Below are 23,747 nucleotides of genomic sequence, written 5' to 3'. Positions count from 1 at the left end.
TCCATTTTTTGGAAATTTAGAATATTATTTTCTATAAATCCACAATATACCGTCAATTAATTCCCTTATCGCTGTGCAATTATGTTGTACTTTTGCAACAGAGATTCGCAATAGAATTTTAACACCTTGCCAACCTTAGTAATATATATACATAACTTTAGTGTATGCACGTTTAACTGCATAGTACTGGGTATTGTTTAATGCCTACCTATGAACCTTAACATTCTGGGAGGAAAAATATGTCAAGGTTTGACGAACTCAAAAAATATTTACGCCTGGGTACAGCTGCAATGTCTATTGCTGCCGTAACATCCGCTGCTTTTGCTGGGGGTGCTTATGCTCAGGACGATGACGATGATGATGAAGATGATGACGGAATTGAAGAGGTTGTTGTAACCGGTTCGAAACTTCGTAGAAATCCATTTTCAACAACAACACCAATTCAAGTGATCAGCGGTGAAACTTCTCGTGAGCTTGGTCTCTTTAATACAGGTGACATTCTACAACAGTCTCCACAAACAACGGGCTCACAGATTGATAACTCATTCACTGGCTTCGTTCTTGATGGCGGTCCTGGTTCTGTAGAAATTGGTTTCCGTGGTCTTGGTTCTGCTCGGACGCTGATCATGATGAATGGTCGTCGTTTGGCTCCCGCCGGTATCGGTGGTGCTCCAGCTGCACCTGACTTTTCACTTATTCCTGGTGTTATGGTAGACCGTATTGAGCAGATCACTGAAGGTGCTTCTACAATTTACGGTTCTGACGCTGTTGCTGGTGTTGCAAACATTATTCTTAAAAAGAATGTTGAAGGTTTTGACATCCAAGGTAGTTACCGCACACCTGAATCAGGTGGTGGTGAAGAGATGACTGTCTCTGCTATGTGGGGTAAAACTTTCGATAACGGTTATATCACAGTTGGTGGTGAATACTATGAGCGTAAAGTCATGACTCGCGCTGATAGTGAATTTGCTAGTGATTGTACACTCCGCCTTTATGAAGATGAAAATGGCAACCGCCTTCCCGCTGCTTACGGTGGTCTTGGTGGTCCGCGCCCATCTGAAGGCACAGACCGCTATGGCTGTGATATCTTCCCACTGACTAACCGTATGTCGATCCTAGGTCTCGGTAGTATTTACTACAAACCTGGCGCCTCAAACGTTGGCATTCCAAACTGGTTAGAAACAACACAGAGTGGCGGATTCTTCGGTGTCCCTGGTGCTGTTCCATACGACAGTAACGGTGACGGCGTTGTAGATCTTGCTACTGGCGACCGCGTCTACTTTGACGGTGACGGGGACGGCGTAATGGATATTGATCTACAAGATCCACTTTATGCTATGGAAGCGACAGATTATTACGCTAGCGGTGATTTTGTATCGCCAACCAAACGCTTTAACATTATGGCGACTGGTGAGTATGTGATTGATGAAGATAGTAACACTAAAGTTTTCTTCGAATCATTCTATACAAAGCGTGAATCGTCTACATTCTCTCCTGGCGCTCAGCTCTTTGAAAATGTGCCGGCATCAAGCCCATACAACCCATGTAACCAATCTGTAAACCCAGACGGTGTGAACTGTTTGTCAATTTACGGTGTGAACTTTGGTGATTTGGATGTCCTACCTATCGTGAATATCCGCGGTGATCGTGACAATGTTCAAGCTGATATTTATCAGTTCCGCTTCCTTGCAGGCGTGACAGGTACATTGAACTACGGTGCAGGTTGGGACTATGAAGTCTATGGTAGCTACAGCTATTCAAAAGGTGACGAACTTCGCCGCGGTATGAATGATGCAAACTTCGTTCAATCCCTCGATGCTGTTCTCGATGACAACGGAAACGTTGTGTGTCGTGATCCTTCTAATGGTTGTGTGCCTCTAAACCTTTTCTCTGATCGTATCCTAGGGATCGGCGGCGGTGTTCTCACTGCTGAAGAGGAAGCTTTCCTGATTTCGGACCGGACAATCTCTACAGTGATCAAACAGACAATGTTTGGTGCCTCTGTAACAGGTGACCTTTTCCGTCTTCCATGGAATGACGCTGAAGTTCCGATCATTGTTGGTGTTGAATATCGTAAAGATACAATTGCCTCTGATCCGAATGATGTATCAGCTCAAGGTCTTCTTTGGGGTTACTTTAACGATGAAGGTGCTGATGGTTCACGAAGCTTTAAAGAGATTTTCGTAGAGACATCACTCCCTCTTGTATACGACAGCCCGATTGCTGAAGAACTTCGTCTTGACCTATCAGCGCGTTATACAGATGAAAGCTTCTATGAAGCAGCATCTATTTATGCGGTAAAAGGTATCTACAAGCCTGTAGATTGGATGACGTTCCGTGGTGCATACAGCACATCATACCGTGCACCGAACGTTCGTGAGCGTTTCTTAAACGGTCAGTCTGGTTTTGGTAACGTGTTTGATCCTTGTTTCGTTCCAGAAGCAGCAAGAGATTCTGATCCACTGGATCCAGCAGCGCCAGCAACATATAATGCTGACGGTGAATCTCGCGAGCAGTACACACTAGACAGCTGTCGTGCCAATGGTGTTGATCCAACATCCTTTGGTTTAGACAGCACTGGTACTGGTAACTTCTCTACAGAGATCAACTCTGGTGGTTCTCTTGATGTACGTGAAGAAGAATCAACATCGAAGAGTTATGGTTTCGTTATTGACCAGCCTTTCACAGACAAGTTTGACCTTAAACTTTCTGTAAACTGGTTTGAAATTGAAGTGACAGATGCGATTGCTGAGCCAACTGCGGCTTATCTTGTATCACAGTGTTACTCTAATCCGAACGAGCCAACTGGAAGCAGCCCATTCTGTGCACGTATTCCACGTGATGCTGATGGTACACTTGGTCTTGTTGATGCATCATTCATCAACATTGGTCGCGAAACTGCTAAAGGTATTGACTACAACATCTTCTTCGGTACTGACTTTGAAGTTGCTGGTAAGCCAATCGATCTTACTTTTGACCTAAGAGCGACTCAGATGAAAGAGCAAATCACTGACGTGTCTAACAACGGCGGCGATGATAACGTCGGCGAAGTGACAACACCTGAGTGGCGTTTCAATGCTGATCTAGCTCTCCGTTACAACGACTTCAGCCTAAGATGGAGCACACTCTTCATCGGTGGTGGTCAAGCGGACGATCCAGGAGACTTTGACAACCTAAACAATGGTTGTGCGGATCTCCCAGGCGTTTCTTGTCGTGCGATTTGGTACACAGAAGACTATGACATTCACAATGTGTCTCTTTCTTGGTCTAATGGTCAGTACTCAATCTCTGGCGGTGTTCGTAACATCTTTAACACAGCACCACCGCTTGTTGATCCAGCTGGCGTATTCAGCTTGAGCAACATTCCACTAGGTGTTGGTTATGACCTATACGGACGTTCATTCTTCGTTCGTGCTGGTGTTACCTTCTAAGAGTTGGTAAAATTTAATAAGGGGGCTGGGATTTCGATCCCAGCCTTTTTTAATGGAAGTGAAAAATAAATCTCGGGGGAAGAGAATTATGAAAAATATCTTAGTGTTACTGATTGCCGTGTCGCTCGCCGTTCCAGCGATGGCAAACAGAATCTCAGCCACAGAAAAGCTACCGCTTGAAGCCTTCTCAATGATGCCGGTCATCAGAGACGTTCAAGTTTCACCCAATGGGGCAAAAATCCTAATCATCCGTACTCTCACCAAAGATGGCTTTTATGTTATCGAAATTAGAGACGCAAAAAATCTTGCAAAAAAACCAATAACCCTAGGATCTGAAACCTTAAAGATCACGCAGGCCACTTGGGTGAATAATAAAAAAATCATGGTCAATTTCCGCAAACAAGAAAAGCGCGGGGGCCGGAAAGTATTTGTTAGTCAAACAGCCATTGTGAATGCTGATGGTACAGGCCGCTGGGAACAAATGCTAAAAACAGGCTCTCCGGGCCTCTTATCTATCCTGCCCAAAGATCCTGATCATATTCTCCTAAACTATGATATGGACGGCAATCGGTTCCCTGATGTGGTTAAGTTTAATGTCAACAACAAGCGTAAATCTGGCGTCTTTATGGGCAGTGATGCTACATCAAGTGGTATTATCCTAGATAACGACGGTGAAGTTCGCGGTGCTATTGAATATAACTTTGGAGCAGATACCCAGACCTTTAAAGTGCGTGTTAAAGGTAATACTGATTGGAAAAAATTGAAAGTCATCTCCCCTGACAGCCGTGAAACATTCCAACTAGCTGGGATTGATGGTGATAATCCTAATATTATGTATACCATTGAAAACAGAGGTCATAACACTGCCGGTATCTATGCTGTTAATCTGGAAACACTTGAATATTCAGAACGGATGTTTGGCACGAAGTCATACGATGCACGCGGTATTATCGCGTCAGGGAAATTAGAGACCTTAGGATCACTGCAAGGGTTCACATATTATGCAGGAGATTTTAAACGCTATTATATAGACGAAGGTGAGGCGGCATTCCGAAAGTCAATTGAAGCTCTTTTCCCCAAGAGAACTGTCACACTTGACCGGTCGCAAGACGATAATACAATCATCATCAGAACAACTGGCGCTAAAGATCCAGGCACTTTCTATATGCTAAAAGACAAGAAAGATCTTCAGTATATCGGCGGGACTTATCCTCTGCAGACAGAAGATAAGCTTGGACCTGTAAAATTCATTAGCTACAAAGCCCGTGATGGTCGCAAAGTCAGAGCCTACGTAACAATGCCTCTAGGAGATGGTCCTCACCCAACAATCGTAATGCCCCACGGTGGGCCGTGGGTCAGAGATGAAGGCCGCTATGATCCATGGGCTGCTCTACTTGCCAATGAAGGCTTCATGGTTGTCCGTCCTCAATACAGAGGGACACCAGGCTTTGGCCTTGATCACTGGCTTGCCGGCGATGCTCAGTGGGGCTTAACCATGCAGGACGATGTTGATGACGCAGCCCTAGAGATGGTCCGCCGCGGCTGGGCCGATAAAGATCGCCTCGCCATTTATGGCTGGTCATTTGGCGGCTATTCAGCCCTTGTTGCAGCAACGCGTGAGAACAACATCTATAAATGTTCTTTTGCTGGTGCCAGTGTTGCAGATCTGGATCAATGGCTCGCCGTAATTTACCGGCAACGGTTCCTTCGAATTTTCCAAAGACCAACTGTGAGGGGTGTTAACCCAGTTGATGTTGCAAAAAATGTGAATATTCCACTGATGGTCCTTCACGGAGAAGATGATCGTCAAGTGAATACCAAGCACAGCCGTGACTTTGTCGCTAAGTTGAAGAAGCATAATGTGCCTCACACATATCTTGAGGTTCCTGGCATGCGCCACGGTGGATTTGATTTTGAACAGAAAGAAATCCTCTATAAAGAGCTGATTAATTGGTTCAACAATGAGTGTTTCAAATAAGCATCCAACACATTAGTTAACAGTAAACGGCAGCAAAAGAACACTCTTGCTGCCGTTTTTCATTTCTAAATCCTTGGGGCTGTATACTCCCCGCGCCTCACGCCGCCATTTTTGAGATAAAGCGATCACCTCAAGAGGTCTGCCGTCTTAAGAATATACCAAATTTCACTCTTTATATATATACCCCTGTATAAGCACCTATACAGGGGACAGAAGAAGACGCTCTGGAAAGGCCTCAGGAAGACTCTCTGAAAATAAAATCAGATCAACGGTATTTTTTATAAACATAGATACCTCACACCGACTGAATCGATCCAAAATTCCGCCCAGATCAAGAAAACTCTAAACTATAGTATAATAGAAGTATCATTATTTGACCCATTGGTCAGTAATTTCAATAATTTACCGCAATTTTACAAGGTTATGACCGGATCAACGAGACTCGCACTCCTCTTCACTGAAATTCTAAGAATATCCATCAATCCTAAGGAAACCAAGGCATTGAAGTTGGATAACCTCTGCCAATAAGGTTATTTTTAATCCTAAAATCGGCATGATTTGTAATATATCAAAAGTTTTGTGGCACGGAAGTCACACATCCTAGCTTTGTGTATGAGTGGCTAAAGTTTCGACTGTTTTTTTGTGGCAGTTTATCAAAAACAGTTTAGACCTTAAGTGCGTGCTAATAGTTGGGTGTGTAACTATCAACTTTAGCAGCTCGATTGGGAAAGCTTTCTCAGGGGAGAAAGTTCAATAATAAAAGAGGAAATGCAGAATATGGATATCAAATCTATGCGCCGTGTAGCCCTAATGGGTAGCACAGCAGTTCTAGCTGCTTCATTGTCAAACGCTGCAATTGCACAAGACGATGAAGATGAAGAGTCAATTGAAGAAGTAATTGTTACTGGTTCATTGATTCGTAACCCGAACCTGACTCGTTCAGCTCCAGTTGCGATCGTCTCTTCAGATGAAATGGAACTTCAAGGTACACTTACAGCTGAGGAAATTCTTCGTGAAATTCCAGGCATGGTACCATCTATCGGTCAACAGGTTAACAACGGTAACGGTGGTTTCTCATATGTAAACCTTCGTGGTCTTGGTTCTAACCGTAACATCGTTTTGGTTGATGGTCGTCGTATGTCACCTTCTGAGCTAAACGGTCGTTTTGACTTGAACAACATTCCACTCGCTCTTGTAAGCCGCGTTGACGTTCTTACAGGTGGTGCGTCTACAACATACGGTGCTGATGCTCTTGGTGGTGTTGTAAACTTTATCACAAAGAAAAACTTCACAGGCTTTGAAGCAAATGCTTCTTACGGTGTTACCGAGCAAGGTGACGGCGATACAAAGCGTTTTGAAGTAACTGTTGGTGCTGACCTTGATGATGGTCGTGGTAATGCTGTATTGAGCATTGGCTACCAAACTTCAGAAGCAATCTACCAGGGACAACGCGATTTCTCTAGAAACGTGAACTTCTACTGGAATGGTGCTGTTGGTGGTTCTGGTCTTGGCCCATTCAACACACGTTTTGGTAACGTTAACCCAACTGGTGAAGACAATGCTAACCTTTCACTTGGTGCTGTTCAAGAAGATGGAACAACATTTGGTTCAGCGTTTACACCATTTAACTATGGTCCGTTTAACCTATTCCAAACACCATTTGAGCGTTACAACATTTATGCTGCTGCGAACTATGAGCTCAATGATCACGTTGAAGTTTATACTCAAGCAATGTTCTCTAAGAACAATGTAAACACAATCATTGCGCCTTCTGGTTCATTCGGTGATTCTGTAACTATCTCTCTAAACCACCCATTCCTATCTGATGCTCAGCGTAACGCGTTCTGTGCATTCGATACAGATCCAACAGTAGGTGTTTACACACCAACATTCACTCAAGCTGAGTGTGATGCTGCGGGTGCTGCTGTAGATAATACAGATCCTAACTACCGTGAAGTTGATACACAGCTTCGTCGTCGTAACGTTGAGGGTGGCCCACGTATCTCTGATTACCAGGCTTCTTACTTCAACTATTCACTTGGTTTCCGCGGTGACATCAGCGATACAATCAGCTGGGACATCATGGGTTCTTACGGCCAGTCTGACCAAATTCAGACACAAAAAGGCTACTGGATGAAGTCACGTTTCCGTAACGCACTTCTTGCTGGCCCTAATGGTTGTTACAATGACCTATCAAACGGTTGTGTACCTGCTGATTACTTCGGTTACACAGGTTCTATCACTGATGACATGAACGCCTACCTTCAGGGTGGTGAGTCTACAATTACTACTAAATTTGACATGGGTCAGGTTGTTGGTAACATCACTGGTGAGCTAGACTACTCAACACCTTGGGCTGAAGATGGCTTGAACTTTGCTGTGGGCGCGGAATACCGTTCTTACTCTGGTTCACAAGAAGCTGACCTTCTTTCACAGTCTGGTGACCTTGGTGGTGCTGGTGCTCCTGCTCCAAACCGTGACGGTGGCTACGAAGTTTACGAAGCACTCGCTGAGATCAACCTTCCTCTTATTCAGGATGCTGAATTTGCGAAAGAGTTGAGCCTTGAAGCTGGTATTCGTTACTCTGACTACTCTATCGACGCTGACGGCGCTGATGGCTTTAACACAACAACATGGAAAACAGGTCTTTCTTGGGCTCCAGTTGATGACATCACATTCCGTGCGACATTCTCTCGTGCTGTACGTGCACCAAACATTGCTGAGCTATTTAACCCAGTAATCACAGGCCTTACAACATTGAACACAGATCCTTGTTCATCTGTGGGTGATGATGGTCTACCAAACGGTAACGGTACACCAACAGGCGTTCTTCGTGACGTTTGTCTTGCACAGGGTGCTCCTGCTACAGCAATCGGATTTATTCCGGCTCCTGCTGCTGGTCAGTCAAACTCTACAAGTGGTGGTAACTTGAACCTTCTTCCAGAGGAATCTGACTCTTGGACAATTGGTTTCATCTTACGTCCAGAATCAATTCCTGATCTGACTGTTACAGTTGATTACTACAACATTACTGTTGATGGTTCTATCAACTCACCAGCTCCACAAGATGCGCTTGATGCTTGTTTCAACGACCTAAGCACATCTAACCCAGCATGTCAGGCGATCTCTCGTTCTCCTATTGATGGTGGTCTATCTGGTGATGAGAACATCGTTAAAGGTCTTCCATTGTTCCTATCGAACAACGGTAACATTGCTACAGACGGTATTGACTTCACAGTTGCATACGGTCAGAACTTCGGTGATGTTGAGTGGTCTTCTAACCTTTCTGGTAACTGGACAAACTCTTCTACATTCCAAGCGGTAACAGGCGTTTCTGTAAACCGTGAGTGTGTAGGTCTTTACTCTGGTAACTGTGCTTCGATCCAGCCTGAATTCTCATTCAACTGGCGTAACACATTCACATATGACAAGTTCCAAGCTTCTCTATTGTGGCGTTTCATCAGCGGTGCTGAATATGAAAACAGAGACTCAGACACAGCGTTTGTTGGTACACCTGAAGATTACAGAGGTGAGTGGGACTTTAACGAGACTCCTAACTACAACATCTTTGATCTAACACTTCGTTACTATGCGATGGAGAATGTAACTCTTACTGGTACAATCTCTAACCTGTTCGACAAACACCCACCACTAACTGGTGCGTTTATTGGTGCAACAGGCTTCAACTCTGGTAACACATACCCATCTACATACGACACACTTGGTCGTCGTTTCAACATCGCTGCTAAGATTACATTCTAATCTTTAAGCGAAGATGGAAACATTAAGAAGGCGGGCCCTGCGGCCCGCCTTTTTCTATGCTTAAGACTTTATAAATAAAAAGGAATCACGCTGGCATCACATCACGCTGGCATCACATCACGCTGGCATCACATCACGCTGGCATAACATCCATAGGCGCTGTAGTACGATACTGATTGCTTTCAAAAGGATATGTTCCGTGCCAAATGTAGCTAGGAAAGAAAACAACCAATCCAACTTCTGGACAAACTGCCTTCTCGACAACTTCAAGACTGGGGTCCAGGTTAAGGCCTGTCTCTCCAAACTTCACCCACCCTGCCCGCTTTGGATCCTCTTTATAGATTGCTTCAGGCACATCAATATAACTGGGCCCTGAAAGCCACCCTTCGGGATGCATATGATTAACATGAAAGCCTTCACTTTTTAGTCTCACTGACCAGCTGCCCGAAAATGTGAAATTCGTTGCTTCAGATATCCGCCGTAGGAAAGGATGTGTTGCATCTCTCGGCATTGACGCTAAATAGGTGCTAACCGCTTCACTCAGTGATCTTCTAAAGTCTTGTATGATTTTACTCTCATGCCCCAGAAGGAAAAAAGACGACTGAGTCCCATTCCGAAGACTCTGGTCAAGAGGATGTGTCTTAGTTTCATGGAAAAGCTTGATCTGTTCGGACATTGTTTTCATGAAATGCTCTAAGGTCTCATAGCCTTCCGGAACAGGTAGCTGAACCCCTCGTACCAGTTGGTCATAATCATTGAGCCATTTATGCTTAGCATCCCCTAACAGGCGCCAACACGTCCCTTTATAGGCCCATAATTCCTGATCATCTGGCGTCATTTGCTCTGCATAATCCAAATGAGTAAGAGCTTCTTCATAGCGCCCCAGACAAATTAGGTTGCTCGCCATGTCCAGTCGATATCTAGGGACATTTGGAATTTGGTCTAACGCCTTCTCTGTCAAGCGAACAGCAGCCTCATGATCGCCCTTCTTTGCAAACAACCGTCCATGTATATGATTGAGGCCAGGCACCTCCCCAAATTTAGATATCGCCTTCTTTATCGACTCTTCTGCTTTATCATCCTGACCAATGTTGAGCAATTGTGAAATATACGATAGCCGCATAGTTTCACTGTCTGCTTTTTGTAGCCCCAAAGTATAGGTAGACATGACTTTGTCAGTTTTTTCATATTCCCAATATAGTTTATTGAGGTTTTCATGGGCATCGGTCAAAGCAGGATTAAGGGCTAGAGCGGCATCAAATTCACACTCTGCCTTCTCATAGTCTTGTAGGTCCATCAGAGCACAGCCTCTGTTCAGTCGCAGTTCTGCAATTTTATCGCCCCCTGGTATTTTTTGATAACAAGCAAGGGCTTCTTTAGGTTTTTGATGTAGCCTTAGCGATACTCCTTTATTATGCAGAGCAACTTTATCGTTGGGCTTTATCTTAAGTGCTTGATCATAAGCCTCAACAGATTCTTCAAACCGTTTCAGCTCCTTCAAACTGATGCCGTGATACACATGGAATTGATAATTATTACTCCAAACGGCCACAGCACGCTTCATAAGCGATTGAATTTGCCCATAAAGGCCTAACTGCATTAAATAATTCAGGTAATTTTGGACCACTTGCAATTGAGTAAACTGAACGTCCAATGTCTGTTCAAAGAGGTCAATTGCTTCCTGAGCTTTGCCTGTTGCCTGACAAGCTAGAGCACAGAGATGCAAAGCATTCACATCACGCGGCGCTTGAGAAAGGGCAGATCTGGCCCTTTGCTCAGCTTCTGAAAACCGACCTGCCTGCAAGGATTGATAGGCTTGTTGTACTCTTGTCTCAATAGTATCCATGACCGCTTTCTTTATATGATTGTTTTTTCAAAACCATATAAGGAAATAGTGTATTAGCCCAGTAATTTCCTACGCTCTATGATATTCATTTTCTTATAAGAGTCGTCGATTGCTTTTCGTAGAGCAAATTCCCCCAAAGGCTTTACTAAACAATGTACTTCGTGCCCTTCGATTGTAAGGACCTGATCCAAGGCTCCCTCACGGTTCTCCAAAATCATAACGTAGCCGCTGTTAGGCTTCTCCTCTTGTGCTTTAGATAAGAGATCAAGCCCAGAGCTGCCATCTGGAATCAATTCGCTGATCAACAGCACATCAATACTGTCGAGTGCTATGATTTCAGCAGCCTCCAGGGCTGATTCAACAACTTTTAAATTATACCGCCGCCCCAATCGACCGATAAAAGGGAGCACATCATACATGGATCCAACTATCACAACATTCGGCCGAGAGGCTTGAGCCGCAATTTCTGCAGCTTTCCCAAGGGCGACTTCATTTCTAACCACCTGTTCTTGGTTATCAATACAGACAGTCGTTCTCATAGTAGCCAGGTAGGATCGAGCCTCTGCGGAAAGAGCCTTGAGAGAGACTCGTTTCCCAAGGGATAAATAATTTTGAAAAATAATACGTTCTAAAGATTGATGATCGACAACCGCTATATCTCGTTCATGATAGGCCGTAAAAGCAACTGAAAGGCCAAGATATTTTAATTCCTCCTTATCGAGGATTGGTAAAAAGATCCATTCCACATCCTTATGACGATGGCCATACCAGACGCGAGAAATACGGTGCACCCCGATTTGCTCTTGAAAGGCAAATCGAAGCATGTCGCGTTGAATATTTTGAACCGCTGCGGGAAAAACATCAAAGATCTCAATCTCTGAAATATCAGTCTCTAAGACATCTTGCACTTTCGGGGCAACGCGCTCGTAGTAAAGACCTTCATCTCTTAAAACAAGAAGGCAATCTTGCCCGTCATACAATGCAAGATCATCTTCTGTGAACTCATCAAGCTGAGGAAACCCTAGATCTCCTCTCTTACCAGACCACATTTCAAAGAATTTTATTGTTAACTCGTGCTTCATTAAAACACACTCCCCGCCAATCTTCCGTATAAGAAAGGATATGTGGCAGGGGTGTCAATAATACATAAGTGCAATTTTCCCAAAATTAGGCGCTCATACAGTTTTTTTACCTTAATCTAGGACATTCACCCTAAAAGATAGTGCATCTTTAGAGACAGAGATCTCTATATGATCTCCGCTCTTCGCCTCTCCCTTTAGAATCATTTCAGCCAAGGGGTCTTGCACATAGCGCTGAATGGCTCGCTTCAATGGGCGCGCACCGTAGACCGGGTCATATCCATTTTCTGCAAGCCATATTTTAGATGGCTCATCCAAATTCATAGATATTTTCCTGTCCTTTAATCGAGCATTCAAAATCTGCAACTGTATCTCTACAATGCCGCTCATATGACTTTTGTCGAGCCGGTGAAAAAGGATCGTCTCATCTAACCGATTAAGAAACTCGGGTCTAAAATGAGCCCGCACCACTTCCATAACGTCATCTCGCACCCCTTCAACTTCAGCACCATCAGGCAAAGCTGCAATACGCTGAGATCCCAGATTTGACGTTAAAATAATCAAGCTATTCGTAAAATCTACTGTGCGCCCTTGTCCATCTGTTAATCGGCCATCGTCTAGAACCTGAAGCAGAATATTAAAGACATCCCCATGCGCCTTTTCGACTTCATCAAAAAGAATGACTTGATAGGGCTTTCTGCGAATGGATTCTGTTAGAACACCGCCTTCATCATACCCCACATAGCCTGGCGGTGCTCCTATCAATCTCGCAACAGAATGCTTCTCCATATACTCAGACATATCAAGCCTTAGCATTGCTGTATCGTCGTCGAACAGAAAAGTCGCAAGGGCCTTAGTTAATTCTGTTTTTCCAACGCCTGTGGGCCCAAGAAAGAGGAAACTCCCCAGCGGACGATTGGGGTCTTGAAGGCCGGCTCGAGAGCGGCGAACACTTTTTGAAACCGCTTCGACAGCCTCTTGTTGACCGATCACACGCCCCGCTAAGGACTGTTCCATACGAAGAAGCTTATCTCGTTCTCCTTCAAGCATCCTGTCCACAGGCACACCCGTCCACCTAGATACAACAGCAGCTATATCATCACTTGTCACTTCTTCACGAAGCATGGATTGAACAGTTGTATCACTGGCCTGCGAAATTTTCTCTTCCAGGATTGGAATGACCCCGTGTTGTAGCTCACCCGCTTTGGCATAGTCGCCAGAACGCTGGGCTTGTTCTAGGGTAATTCGCGCTGCCTCAAGTTCTGCTTTCAAGTCTTTCTCACCGAGAATTTTATCTTTCTCAGCTTGCCAGCGTCCCGTCAGTTCAGATGACTCGCTTTCAAGAGTAGACAACTCACTTTGTAATTCCTCGAGCCGGTCTCTTGAGCCGTCATCTGTTTCTTTTTTCAAGGCTTCTCGCTCTATTTTCAATTGAACGATTTTCCTGTCTAACTCGTCAATGGCTTCTGGTTTACTTTCTGTTTCCATTCGGAGGCGCGAGGCCGCTTCGTCCATCAGGTCGATCGCCTTGTCTGGCAAAAATCGATCCGTAATATAGCGATTTGAAAGCATTGCGGAAGAAACAAGAGCACCGTCGGTAATTCGCACACCGTGGTGTAATTCGTATTTTTCTTTTAATCCACGAAGAATGGAAATTGTATCTTCCACATTTGGTTCGTCGATCTGAACAGGTTGAAAACGGCGTTCTAATGCTGCGTCCTTTTCAACATATTTTCGATATTCGTCCAAAGTGGTAGCCCCGATACAATGCAATTCGCCTCGCGCTAACGCAGGTTTAAGCAAATTAGAGGCATCCATAGCGCCATCCGACTTTCCTGCGCCAACCAAAGTATGCATCTCATCAATGAATAAAATCACATCTCCGTCCGCATGTGAAACTTCATTCAGGACAGCCTTTAGTCTTTCCTCGAATTCGCCGCGAAACTTTGCTCCGGCAATAAGCTGCCCCATATCGAGTGCCATGATGCGACGGTCCCGTAAGCTGTCTGGCACATCTCCATTCGCAATCCGCAGCGCAAGGCCTTCAGCTATAGCTGTTTTCCCCACACCAGGCTCACCAATCAAAACAGGATTATTCTTAGTACGGCGTGATAAAACTTGTACAGTGCGGCGAATTTCTTCATCTCGCCCGATCACTGGATCTAGCTTGCCTGCTTCAGCTCGCTCTGTCAGATTTTGAGCATATTTATTTAAGGCATCATATGTATCTTCGCTGCTCGCACTTTGTGCTGTTCGGCCTCCACGTAAATCGTTAATCGCTTGATTGAGAGCATCAGGCTGTACCCCTGATTGCATCATAAATTTTCCTGAATCACACTTCGGTGTTAAAATCAGCGCCAGCAACAATCGTTCCGTTGTCACAAAACTATCGCCCGCCTTTTCAGCAACTTCCTCTGCTTTGGCGAAAAACTTGGCCGTCATACTATCCATATAGAGTTGACCAGCCCCACCCCCTTCGACTTTAGGCAATTTATTTAATTCATTCGTAACCAAGCCTGATAACGCAGTGGCATCTCCACCTGCCTTTTTTACAAGATTGGAGGCAAAACCTTCTTTATCATCCATCAAAGCTTTTAAGATATGCTCAGGTAAGAATTTCTGGTGCCCTTCGCGAATAGCAATCGTTTGAGCAGCCTGAATAAAACCACGAGCGCGGTCAGTATAATTTTCCATGTTCATCAATATTACCCCTAATTCTGTTCCACCCTTCTTTGAAGCGATAGATCCACTATGTCATAGGACAGAACCCATATTTTGGCATTCTGTATATCTCTTATTTGGTCATTCCAGAGAAACTTACAAGGGGAGAATAAAACAAAAAAGCGACCAGACTACCTGATCGCTTTCTTCTTTAAGCTGCTTCATCTCCGTCGGATTGATCAAGAGAGAGCGTTAAATTTTCCTCTACGGGAGGACTTTTCTTTTTGGGGCGTCCTCGTCTCGTAGGCTTTTTGACTTCTTCGCCAACCAGCTCAGCTGTATCATCAACTCTCTGAGCCTGAGGAATGTCTGACAACATTTCTTCAGGATATTCTAGAGAAGGTTGACTTTGCTCTGCAGGGTCAACAGTCTCTTTCGTTGTGTCTTCTGAAGGTTTGCGCCGCCCCCTTTGCTGTCCGCGTCCCCGTCCCTTAGAGCGTGGATTACGCGACTCTTGACGATCTGATTGATCATCAGACTGTTCAGAATTCTGAGTTTCGCCAGACACATCCTCATCCGCTTCAGGATTTTCTTCCTGTCGATTATTCTGACGTTGATTAGGGAAATGCTCATTGATCACGCGCTGATAATGCTCTGCAAACTGATAGTAATATTCTTCCTGCACGCGGTCACCAGTTTGAGCAGCTTCGCGAGCCTGAGTTTTATACTTTTCCAGCAATTGCTTAGGATTACCTTTGACTTTGTTGTCACGGCGATTTCCTGCTGAGTGATTTTTAGATTTATTAACAGGTCTGTTATTACGACCTGTTGATCTTGAACGCCCTTTGTTGCGCCCACCTTGGTTCTGTTTCATATGTGAATACCAACAGTAATTTTATGATAAAAGTCCATTCTAAGACAGTGTTGCAGTTCATACCCGCATCGTAATTAAATTGTATCTTAGATCTTTTCACCCTTAGGTGATCTTTTTAATGGATAACTCACATTAGCCTCTGACTTCTGTGAATCCAAGTAAAAAATAAAATATTATGAATTGTTGAAATATTTTCCGCTGATAACACGGTCTACACCAGGTAAATCCTTCACACATCTGACATCTACATACCCAGCAGATGTCATCAAACGCTGTATCTCTTCAGCCTGACCAATTCCACATTCAAATACCAATATACCACCATACTTGAGCCAACTTGGCGCTTTATCTATGACAACTCGGTAATCGCGAAGTCCGTCTTTGCCCCCGTCTAAGGCCCTGAGAGGTTCAAAGTCTTTTACGTCAGGCATCAACTGCATGCAATCCTGACTAGGGATATAAGGGGGGTTAGAGATTATACAATCAAAGGCTTCTATAGTTTCATCAAGCGCATTGAACCAATCACTCTCTTGAAAAAATGTCCGTTGCTCCAATTGGAGCAGAACTGCATTTTTCCTGGCAAATTCTAACGCTCCCCTATGGATATCAAGACCAACTCCATAAGCCATCGGAATTTCAGAAAGAATCGAGAGCAATAAACATCCGCTGCCCGTTCCAAGATCAAGAATACGCGGGGCTGTATCTTTTTTCAATTCAGATAGAACGTGATCCACAACAGTTTCACTATCAGCACGAGGAATTAGAGTATCTTCATTTACATGAAAGGTTAACGACCAAAATTCAGCTGTCCCGATAATATAGGCAACAGGCTCATGGGTGACGCGCCGATCAATCAACTGCTGAAAGAGTGCAGTCTCTTTTTCAGTCAGAGCTTCCTCATATAGATAGAGCGATGCTCTCTTTTTAAGATCCAGGACATGAGCCAGCAAATATTCTGCATCCAACTGAGCTGTATGACTGCCAGAATTTTCTAGAGTCTGCACCCCAGAAGATAGAAGCCCTCTAACACTTGGCATTAAAGGCCACCGGATTCCATCTGTGACAATTTCAAGGCTTGATCTTCGGTAATCAGTGCCCCAATCATCTCTATCAAGCCCTCACCTGCAAGTATTTGATCCAACTTATGAAGGGTGAGATTTATTCTATGATCTGTGACACGCCCCTGCGGGAAATTATAAGTCCGAATGCGTTCAGATCTATCTCCAGATCCCACTTGTGATTTCCGGTCTTCGGCCCTCTCGTTCACGATGCGCTCACGTTCTGCTTCATAGAGGCGGGCCCGCAACACTTTCATCGCTCTATCGCGGTTTTGGTGCTGTGACTTTTCAGAAGAGGTCACCACAATTCCTGTAGGAAGGTGCGTGATACGCACGGCAGAGTCAGTGGTGTTTACGTGCTGCCCCCCAGCGCCAGAAGCCCGCATTGTATCAATTCGTATATCTTCTTGACGAATATCGATATCCACATCTTCTGCTTCTGGCATCACCGCGACTGTTGCAGCAGACGTATGAATACGCCCTCCAGATTCGGTTTCAGGCACCCGTTGAACACGGTGAACACCGCTTTCAAATTTCAGTTTAGCAAAAACGCCTTTTCCCGAGACTGAAGCGGAAACTTCTTTGAAGCCACCAACATCTGCTGCACTGGCTTCCATAATTTCGAACTTCCACCCCTGCGAAGAAGCATATTTCTCATACATCCGAAGTAAATCCCCAGCAAAGAGTGCTGCCTCATCCCCACCAGTTCCAGCCCGAACTTCGATAATAGCAGAACGCTCGTCGGCAGCATCTTTAGGAAGAAGTTCAATGGACAATCGCTTTTCAAGATCTGGTAGCTTATCTTTTAAGTCTTCCAATTCAAGCGATGCGAGTTCGGCCATTTCAGCATCATCGCCGCTCTCAATCATTTCCTGAAGGTCTAAGACTTCCTGCTTATTGGATTGAACTTCATTAGCGATGTCGACCACGGGGCCTAAATCAGAATATTCTTTCGAGAGTTTCACAAATTCTTCATTTGAAAATTCATCCGGGGTGCCCAAGGCATGCGCTAGATAATCGTAGCGATCTAGCAGTTGGATGATGCGTTCTTCACTAATCATGAGTTTGCCCTTTTAATAAAATCTGCGATCTGATCAAAGGCAACTTCCTCTTGTGTACCCTCATCAAGATTTTTCACCATAGCTACATGGTTTTCAAGTTCATTATCACCAATGATTATTCCAAAAGACGCATGAGCCTTGTTAGCTCTATTCATACGTTTTTTCATATTTCCACTCCGATCACTTGTGACAGTGAATCCAGCATCCCGCAATTTTTCTGCAACTGAAATAGCTTTGACAGTTGCTGCCTCTCCCATCGGAACCATCACAACAGGACGCGGTGCATGTGGTGTCTCATCAAGCATCATAGCAAGGCGTTCAATCCCTCCTGCCCAGCCTATCCCAGCCGTCGGCTGCCCTCCAAGTTGAGCGATAAGGCCATCATAGCGTCCTCCGGCAAGAACTGTTCCCTGCGCACCAAGGCTTTCTGTTATAAACTCAAAGGCAGTATGACAATAATAGTCCAGCCCTCTTACGAGCCGTTCGTTCACATCAAAAGGAACCCCAGCAGCAGTCAGGCCTGCCTGCACACGGTTAAAGAAATCAACAGAAGCCTCATTCAAACTGTCTGAGAATCTAGGGGCGTCGACAACCAACTTTTGATCTGCTTCATCCTTGCTATCTAAAATACGAAGAGGATTGGTCTCTAAACGGCGTTGACTATCTTCTGAAAGTTGATCCTTATATGCTGTGAAATAGGTCACAAGTTCTTGCCGGTATGCTTCCCTGCTTTCGCTATCCCCTAAAGTATTGAGGTTTAGTTTCACACGATCAGCAAAACCCAGGGTGACCAAAATTCTATAGGCCATAGCAATAACATCAACATCAGCTTCAGGCTCTGCTGGCCCGATAAGCTCAGCATCAATTTGATGGAATTGACGATACCGACCCTTCTGCGGCCGCTCATACCGAAACGCAGGCCCCCATGACATAAATCGACATGGTAAATTTTGCATCATTCCATTGGATATGAATGAACGACAGATCGAAGCCGTTAACTCTGGACGAAGAGTCACCTCTTCGCCGCCCCGATCTTCAAAAGTATACATTTCCTTTGAAACGACATCACTCGTCTCACCTAGCGGGCGCTTAAAAACTTCTGTGAATTCGAATATCGGCGTAGAGATCGATTCAAATCCATAGGAAGTTCCGACAGCCGTAAAGGTATCAATCACTTTTTGAAAGCGTCGGGCATCTTCTCCATAGATATCACGCGTTCCCCGCGCTGGTTGCAGCTTGGACACAACAATTTCCTTTATAAGACTAGCTAAGACTGATTTGAAGCAGCTTCAATTTCAGCTGCTTTGGCTTCAACAAGACCAACAACATGATCAACAAAATTATCATCTTTGATTTTATGATCAGTCACTCCTGAGAGGTAGACCATATGATTGCCGTTTCCACCGCCGGTCACCCCGATATCAGTCTCACGGGCTTCGCCTGGGCCATTCACTACACAGCCAATGATCGAGAGAGACATTGGAGTATGAATATGCTGTAATCTTTGTTCTAAGAGTTCAACGGTTTTAATCACAGGAAAGGCCTGACGTGCGCAACTTGGGCAACTGATGATCTGAACACCCCGGTGCCTAAGGCCAAGTGATTTCAGCATTTCATAACCTACTTTCACCTCTTCTTCTGGTTCTGCAGAGAGAGACACACGAATGGTATCACCAATTCCTGCCCAGAGGAGTGACCCCATTCCAATTGAGGATTTAACTGTACCACCGCGCAATCCACCTGCTTCAGTAATCCCAAGATGAAGAGGATAATCTGTTGAGTCTGCAAGGCCCTGATACGCAGCCACGGCAAGAAAGACATCTGAAGCCTTCACACTGATCTTAAAATCATGAAAATCATTGTCTTCAAGTATACGCGCATGTTCAAGGGCACTTTCGACTAAGGCATCTGGACAAGGTTCACCGTATTTATCCAACAGATGTTTTTCAAGTGAGCCAGCATTCACCCCAATACGCATAGAGCATCCATTGGCTTTCGCTGCTCTAATCACTTCACGTACACGCTCTTCTGATCCTATATTTCCAGGGTTAATGCGCAAGCATGCTGCCCCGGCATCTGCCGCTTCTAGAGCCCGTTTATAATGAAAATGAATATCCGCAACAATAGGAACATTAGCTGCTCGTACAATTTCAGGCATGGCGGCTGTGCTCTCAGTATCAGGGCATGAGACACGCACGATATCAACACCCGCATCCTCTGCTCGGCGTATTTGATCGATTGTCGCACCTGCGTCTGAAGTCAGCGTATTTGTCATGGTCTGAACACTGATGGGCGCGTCTCCACCCACTGGCACATTCCCAACCATAATCTGGCGGGATTTACGACGGCTAATATCTCTCCATGGACGAATGCTCATTCAGCTATACCTTTAATAAAGTCGATCAAAATACCCTCCTAGAATTAGGGTGTCGGACTTTTATCGATACTCTTATGCTTTAAATGGAGAATGTCAGCCAAAATGGCAAGGAAAAAGCTGCCAAAAAGCAGCTCGAAGACGTTTTTTTTACAATTTCAGCCTCTAGAGAGCTTGATCCACAATTTCTGATAAATGCAGGGCACTTGTAACCTTCCCTCTCGCACCTAAAATTCCAAGATCTTCTGAACCGCGCATCAGTTTAAAACCACCTGCATTCCCTGTGGTAATCACAGAGGAAGCGAGATCTAGCTTTCTCATCTGGCCTTCAACCATAATGCCTTCAAAGATAGTGTTTCCTAAATCATCCTTCAGATTGATCCAGCCATCTTCAATCGCAAGCAACATAATGGTTGACTGAGTGACAATCTCTTTTGGCTTTTCTGAAGCTTGTGCTGCAGGGAACAGGGCCGGCTTAGACGGCTCACTCATAGAAGCATTTAAAGGGTTCGCTTTTTCTCTCGTCTGAGAAGACGTGTCCGCCTTGACAGGCTTATCTTTCTCTGCGGGAAGAGAGGTCTCTTGTTCAAGTGTTGTATACTGAGCAACAGAAAAGGGCGACGCATCCTGAACCGCATTAAAGTTCTGTACCATCAAGCCCCCTGCGATAATCACGCCAAGCACTGACGCTGCAAGGTACATCCTTGAAGAAAGCTTTTGTTTCGGAGCCGAATTCATATGGCCTTGGCAAAGATGATCTTCTTGAGTTTTGGCTGTACAAATTTCTTCTCGATAGAGAGAGACGGCCTGAGCGCTATCATAATCAACAGCTTTGGCATAGGCCTTGATAAAACCTGTGGTAAAAGCCGGCGCCGGTAAAGCGTCAAAATTAGCATCTTCTATAGCGGCAAGATAGCCACGAGAGACACAGGTTAAGTGCGCAATATCAGACACCTCAAGGCCGCGCTTTTGACGCAAGTCTTTCAGAATAGATCCAATATGAGCACTTTCAAGGGTCATTTATCTCACCAAATTTTCTTCATGGATGTGTTCTATACATGATCATTTTCATGTAAGTTCGCCAAACAGTGTAGTCCACGAAAATAGCTATAATCCAGACATGAAGAAATATTTAATAAAAATAGTCAATGAAAAATGCGACTCGAGGCTAAATTTTCAGCTTTTTTTAAGATTGACCCCCTAATTTTATTCAAAAAAGGCGTCTAAACCCTGATTATACTTAGGTTTTATTAAAATTTTATCTATTTTGTGAGGGAAATATCATGATCTTTTGCATAATTTATCAGCGAATCGCGAATCGAGTGAAGTCCTGTATCCATCAAATCAGCAACATATTTTTCCAAATGCTTTAGGTCTACAGTCCGCAGCATCCTTCGCACAGGTCCAACAGCGTTCGGTGACACAGACAATCGACGCATGCCGAGCGCAACAAGCGCCATCGCTTCAATGGGACGCCCGCCCATTTCACCGCAAAGAGTCACGGGGACATTAGCGCTATGACATTTCTCAACAACCGACTTGAGAAAGTTCAACACAGGGGGGGCCAATAAGTCATATCGATTTGCAAGTTGTGGGTTGCCTCGATCACAAGCAAAGAAGAATTGCATCAGATCATTTGATCCAATCGAAACAAAGTCAACTTCTTGCACAAGCAAGTCCATCTGCCAAGCTAAAGACGGCACCTCAAGCATACAACCAACATTTACCACTGTTGGTCCTTCCTTCCCCAGTTTCTCAAGACGATCTATTTCTTTCCTCAGAATAGATTTGCACCGTCTAAGCTCGACAATTTCAGCAATCATAGGAAACATTACATTCAGAGGATGTCCGGCTGACGCCGTTAATAAAGCCCGAAGTTGATAGCGAAGGAGTGCAGGCCTGTCTAGGGCAATCCTGATTGCACGCCATCCCATCGCAGGATTTTCTTCTTTTACTTTTGGCAAGAAAGGGACTTCTTTATCACCGCCTACGTCTAGGGTTCTAAAGACCACCGGTTTGCCAGCTGCTTCAGCCAGAACTTGCTTATAAATTGATGTTTGCTCCGTCACGCGCGGCAATTCGTCTTTGACCATAAAATGAAACTCAGTACGATACAGGCCAATGCCCTGAGCACCCATTTTATGCAATGTGGGCAAATCTACTAACAGCCCCGCATTCATTAACAAGGCAATATCCTGTCCATCTTTCGTAACAACAGGCAAATCTTTTTCAGAAGCATACTCAGCAACTTGACGGTCATGTGTAATAATGGCCTGCTGATAACTCTCAAAAATATCTTCTGTTGGTCGCACATAAGCGTGAGAAGACTGACTATCTAAAACGACCACATCCCTGGGTTGAACATGATCCTCAAGGTTTCGGATGCGCCCCAAGACAGGGATATCCATAGCTCGAGCAATAATTGTCGTATGCGACGTGGGTGAGCCCTCTTCAAGTAAGATGCCTTTTAGATATTGGACATCATAATCTAGCAAATCAGTCGCACTTAACGTCCGAGCTATCAAAATAGAATCTTCAGAAAGGGTCTCATGAATATCGTCTTCAACCCCTTGAATAATTCTGATCAAGCGATTGCTTAGGTCTTCCAAATCTTGTAAGCGCTCCTTGATATAGGGATCACGAATGCCCTTCATTCTTTCTTGATTCTGCTGATGCACACGAACAACAGCTGCTTCAGCCGTCAACCCTGATTCAACAGCTTCTTTCAATTTATTGTGCCAGCCCCGATCATGAGCAAACATCGAGAAAGCCTCAAGTACATCTCGTGTTTCTGCGACCAGAGACTCTGTTCGGTCCATCATGTCACTTAATTGCAGGCGGAGCGTTGCCAGCGCCTTTTCTAATTTCTGATGTTCTTCAGCCGCACTAAAAGCAACCGTAGATGTAATCTCAACCTTAGGATTATGAAAGACGGCAACCCCTGCAGCGACCCCGTCAACCAAGCGCATGCCACCCATGGTAACATTCGTTCCTAGTTCAGCCGAATCTTCTGCTAACTCATCGGCAGAAATCAACGCCTCTGAACTGACAAGCTCTGCTATTACCATAGAGATAGTTTGTAAAACTTCTATTTCTTCTTGAAGGTAGCGTCGCGTCGCAACGTTCTGAATTGTCAAAACCCCGCGAACCGCGCCCTTGTGAATAACCGGCACACCAAGGAAGCTGTGAAACAAATCCTCTCCCGTCTCCGGCCGATAAGCAAACCTTGGATGAGACGGCGCGTCTGAGAGGTTCAGAGGCATACCGCGTTCAGCAACATGACCAACAAGACCCTGGCCGATATTCAACCGTGTCACATGGACCGCTTCTTCTTTCAAACCTTCTGTGGCAAATAATTCGAGGACAGAGCCTGCACGCACCAAATAAAGGGAGCAAACCTCAGCGACCATATTCTGGGCAATAACCTTTACGAGCATTTTCAGGCGCGTATCAGCTGAGCCGCCACCTGCCATTATGCCATGCAGACGGCGCAGTAAAATTCTAGGTTTACTGATAAATTGACTCACAAGATTATCCCTATTGCTGCCCTCTTATAGAGCAAAGTCGCTGTCTCTAACAATCATCTATTTATATTTTCGCTATATTAAAGAAATATATCATTC

At 44.8% G+C, this 23,747-nt stretch carries 13 protein-coding genes; 3 read left to right on the top strand and 10 right to left on the bottom strand.

Annotated features, from left to right (window positions below):
• Positions 1–239 precede the first annotated feature (239 nt).
• From QGN29_RS07405 to QGN29_RS07395, 3 genes are all read left to right on the top strand, one after another.
• Positions 240–3,431, top strand: coding sequence for a TonB-dependent receptor domain-containing protein (locus QGN29_RS07405; protein WP_310797216.1), 3,192 nt, complete (start codon positions 240–242; stop codon positions 3,429–3,431).
• Positions 3,432–3,519: 88 nt separating this feature from the next.
• Positions 3,520–5,409 carry an alpha/beta hydrolase family protein gene (locus tag QGN29_RS07400; RefSeq protein ID WP_310797215.1) on the top strand — a complete coding sequence of 630 codons (1,890 nt, stop codon included), beginning with the start codon at positions 3,520–3,522 and terminating at the stop codon, positions 5,407–5,409.
• A 777-nt stretch (positions 5,410–6,186) separates the two neighbouring features.
• Positions 6,187–9,171 carry a TonB-dependent receptor domain-containing protein gene (locus QGN29_RS07395; RefSeq protein WP_310797214.1) on the top strand — a complete coding sequence of 995 codons (2,985 nt, stop codon included), beginning with the start codon at positions 6,187–6,189 and terminating at the stop codon, positions 9,169–9,171.
• Between the two features lie 133 nt (positions 9,172–9,304).
• On the opposite strand, the gene QGN29_RS07390 is transcribed toward QGN29_RS07395, so the two are convergent.
• The 10 genes from QGN29_RS07390 to ptsP all read right to left on the bottom strand — a co-directional run bounded on the left by QGN29_RS07390 (position 9,305) and on the right by ptsP (position 23,651).
• A complete protein-coding gene (locus QGN29_RS07390; RefSeq protein ID WP_310797213.1) occupies positions 9,305–11,017 on the bottom strand; it encodes a tetratricopeptide repeat protein in 1,713 nt (570 codons plus the stop codon).
• Positions 11,018–11,070: 53 nt separating this feature from the next.
• Positions 11,071–12,099 (bottom strand): hypothetical protein, encoded by a 1,029-nt coding sequence (locus tag QGN29_RS07385; protein ID WP_310797212.1) that lies wholly within the window; start codon positions 12,097–12,099, stop codon positions 11,071–11,073.
• Between the two features lie 111 nt (positions 12,100–12,210).
• Positions 12,211–14,796, bottom strand: coding sequence for an ATP-dependent chaperone ClpB (gene clpB / locus QGN29_RS07380; RefSeq protein WP_310797211.1), 2,586 nt, complete (start codon positions 14,794–14,796; stop codon positions 12,211–12,213).
• 172 nt (positions 14,797–14,968) lie between these two features.
• Positions 14,969–15,631, bottom strand: a complete 663-nt coding sequence (locus QGN29_RS07375) for a DUF4167 domain-containing protein (RefSeq protein WP_310797210.1) — start codon at positions 15,629–15,631, stop codon at positions 14,969–14,971.
• A gap of 173 nt (positions 15,632–15,804) precedes the next feature.
• Entirely contained in the window at positions 15,805–16,668 is an 864-nt protein-coding gene (gene prmC / locus QGN29_RS07370; RefSeq protein WP_310797209.1) for a peptide chain release factor N(5)-glutamine methyltransferase, read from the bottom strand.
• Positions 16,668–17,750: a peptide chain release factor 1 gene (gene prfA, locus QGN29_RS07365; protein WP_310797208.1), complete on the bottom strand. Its 1,083-nt coding sequence runs from the start codon at positions 17,748–17,750 to the stop codon at positions 16,668–16,670. The genes prmC and prfA overlap by 1 nt, the downstream gene beginning before the upstream one ends.
• The gene (gene hisS, locus QGN29_RS07360) at positions 17,747–18,994 is read right to left on the bottom strand and encodes a histidine--tRNA ligase (protein WP_310797207.1); all 1,248 of its coding nucleotides are present in this window, start codon (positions 18,992–18,994) and stop codon (positions 17,747–17,749) included. Before hisS ends, prfA begins: the two co-directional genes overlap by 4 nt.
• Before the next feature lie 23 nt (positions 18,995–19,017).
• Positions 19,018–20,127 (bottom strand): flavodoxin-dependent (E)-4-hydroxy-3-methylbut-2-enyl-diphosphate synthase, encoded by a 1,110-nt coding sequence (gene ispG, locus QGN29_RS07355; protein ID WP_310797206.1) that lies wholly within the window; start codon positions 20,125–20,127, stop codon positions 19,018–19,020.
• A gap of 162 nt (positions 20,128–20,289) precedes the next feature.
• Positions 20,290–21,144, bottom strand: a complete 855-nt coding sequence (locus QGN29_RS07350; protein ID WP_310797205.1) for a helix-turn-helix domain-containing protein — start codon at positions 21,142–21,144, stop codon at positions 20,290–20,292.
• A gap of 242 nt (positions 21,145–21,386) precedes the next feature.
• Positions 21,387–23,651, bottom strand: coding sequence for a phosphoenolpyruvate--protein phosphotransferase (gene ptsP / locus QGN29_RS07345; RefSeq protein ID WP_310797204.1), 2,265 nt, complete (start codon positions 23,649–23,651; stop codon positions 21,387–21,389).
• Between the last annotated feature and the right edge of the window lie 96 nt (positions 23,652–23,747).

The sequence above is a fragment of the Temperatibacter marinus genome (genome assembly GCF_031598375.1).
GTDB lineage: Bacteria > Pseudomonadota > Alphaproteobacteria > Sphingomonadales > Kordiimonadaceae > Temperatibacter > Temperatibacter marinus.
Note: the sequence above shows the minus strand (reverse complement) of the source record. Positions and strands in the feature narration are given on the sequence as shown.

Excerpts from the sequence above, each read along its gene's own strand:
- QGN29_RS07405 (WP_310797216.1), top strand. The coding sequence starts at position 240 with ATGTCAAGGTTTGACGAACTCAAAAAATATTTACGCCTGGGTACAGCT.
- QGN29_RS07400 (WP_310797215.1), top strand. The coding sequence starts at position 3,520 with ATGAAAAATATCTTAGTGTTACTGATTGCCGTGTCGCTCGCCGTTCCA.
- QGN29_RS07395 (WP_310797214.1), top strand. The coding sequence starts at position 6,187 with ATGGATATCAAATCTATGCGCCGTGTAGCCCTAATGGGTAGCACAGCA.
- QGN29_RS07390 (WP_310797213.1), bottom strand. The coding sequence starts at position 11,017 with ATGGATACTATTGAGACAAGAGTACAACAAGCCTATCAATCCTTGCAG.
- QGN29_RS07385 (WP_310797212.1), bottom strand. The coding sequence starts at position 12,099 with ATGAAGCACGAGTTAACAATAAAATTCTTTGAAATGTGGTCTGGTAAG.
- clpB (WP_310797211.1), bottom strand. The coding sequence starts at position 14,796 with ATGAACATGGAAAATTATACTGACCGCGCTCGTGGTTTTATTCAGGCT.
- QGN29_RS07375 (WP_310797210.1), bottom strand. The coding sequence starts at position 15,631 with ATGAAACAGAACCAAGGTGGGCGCAACAAAGGGCGTTCAAGATCAACA.
- prmC (WP_310797209.1), bottom strand. The coding sequence starts at position 16,668 with ATGCCAAGTGTTAGAGGGCTTCTATCTTCTGGGGTGCAGACTCTAGAA.
- prfA (WP_310797208.1), bottom strand. The coding sequence starts at position 17,750 with ATGATTAGTGAAGAACGCATCATCCAACTGCTAGATCGCTACGATTAT.
- ispG (WP_310797206.1), bottom strand. The coding sequence starts at position 20,127 with ATGAGCATTCGTCCATGGAGAGATATTAGCCGTCGTAAATCCCGCCAG.
- QGN29_RS07350 (WP_310797205.1), bottom strand. The coding sequence starts at position 21,144 with ATGACCCTTGAAAGTGCTCATATTGGATCTATTCTGAAAGACTTGCGT.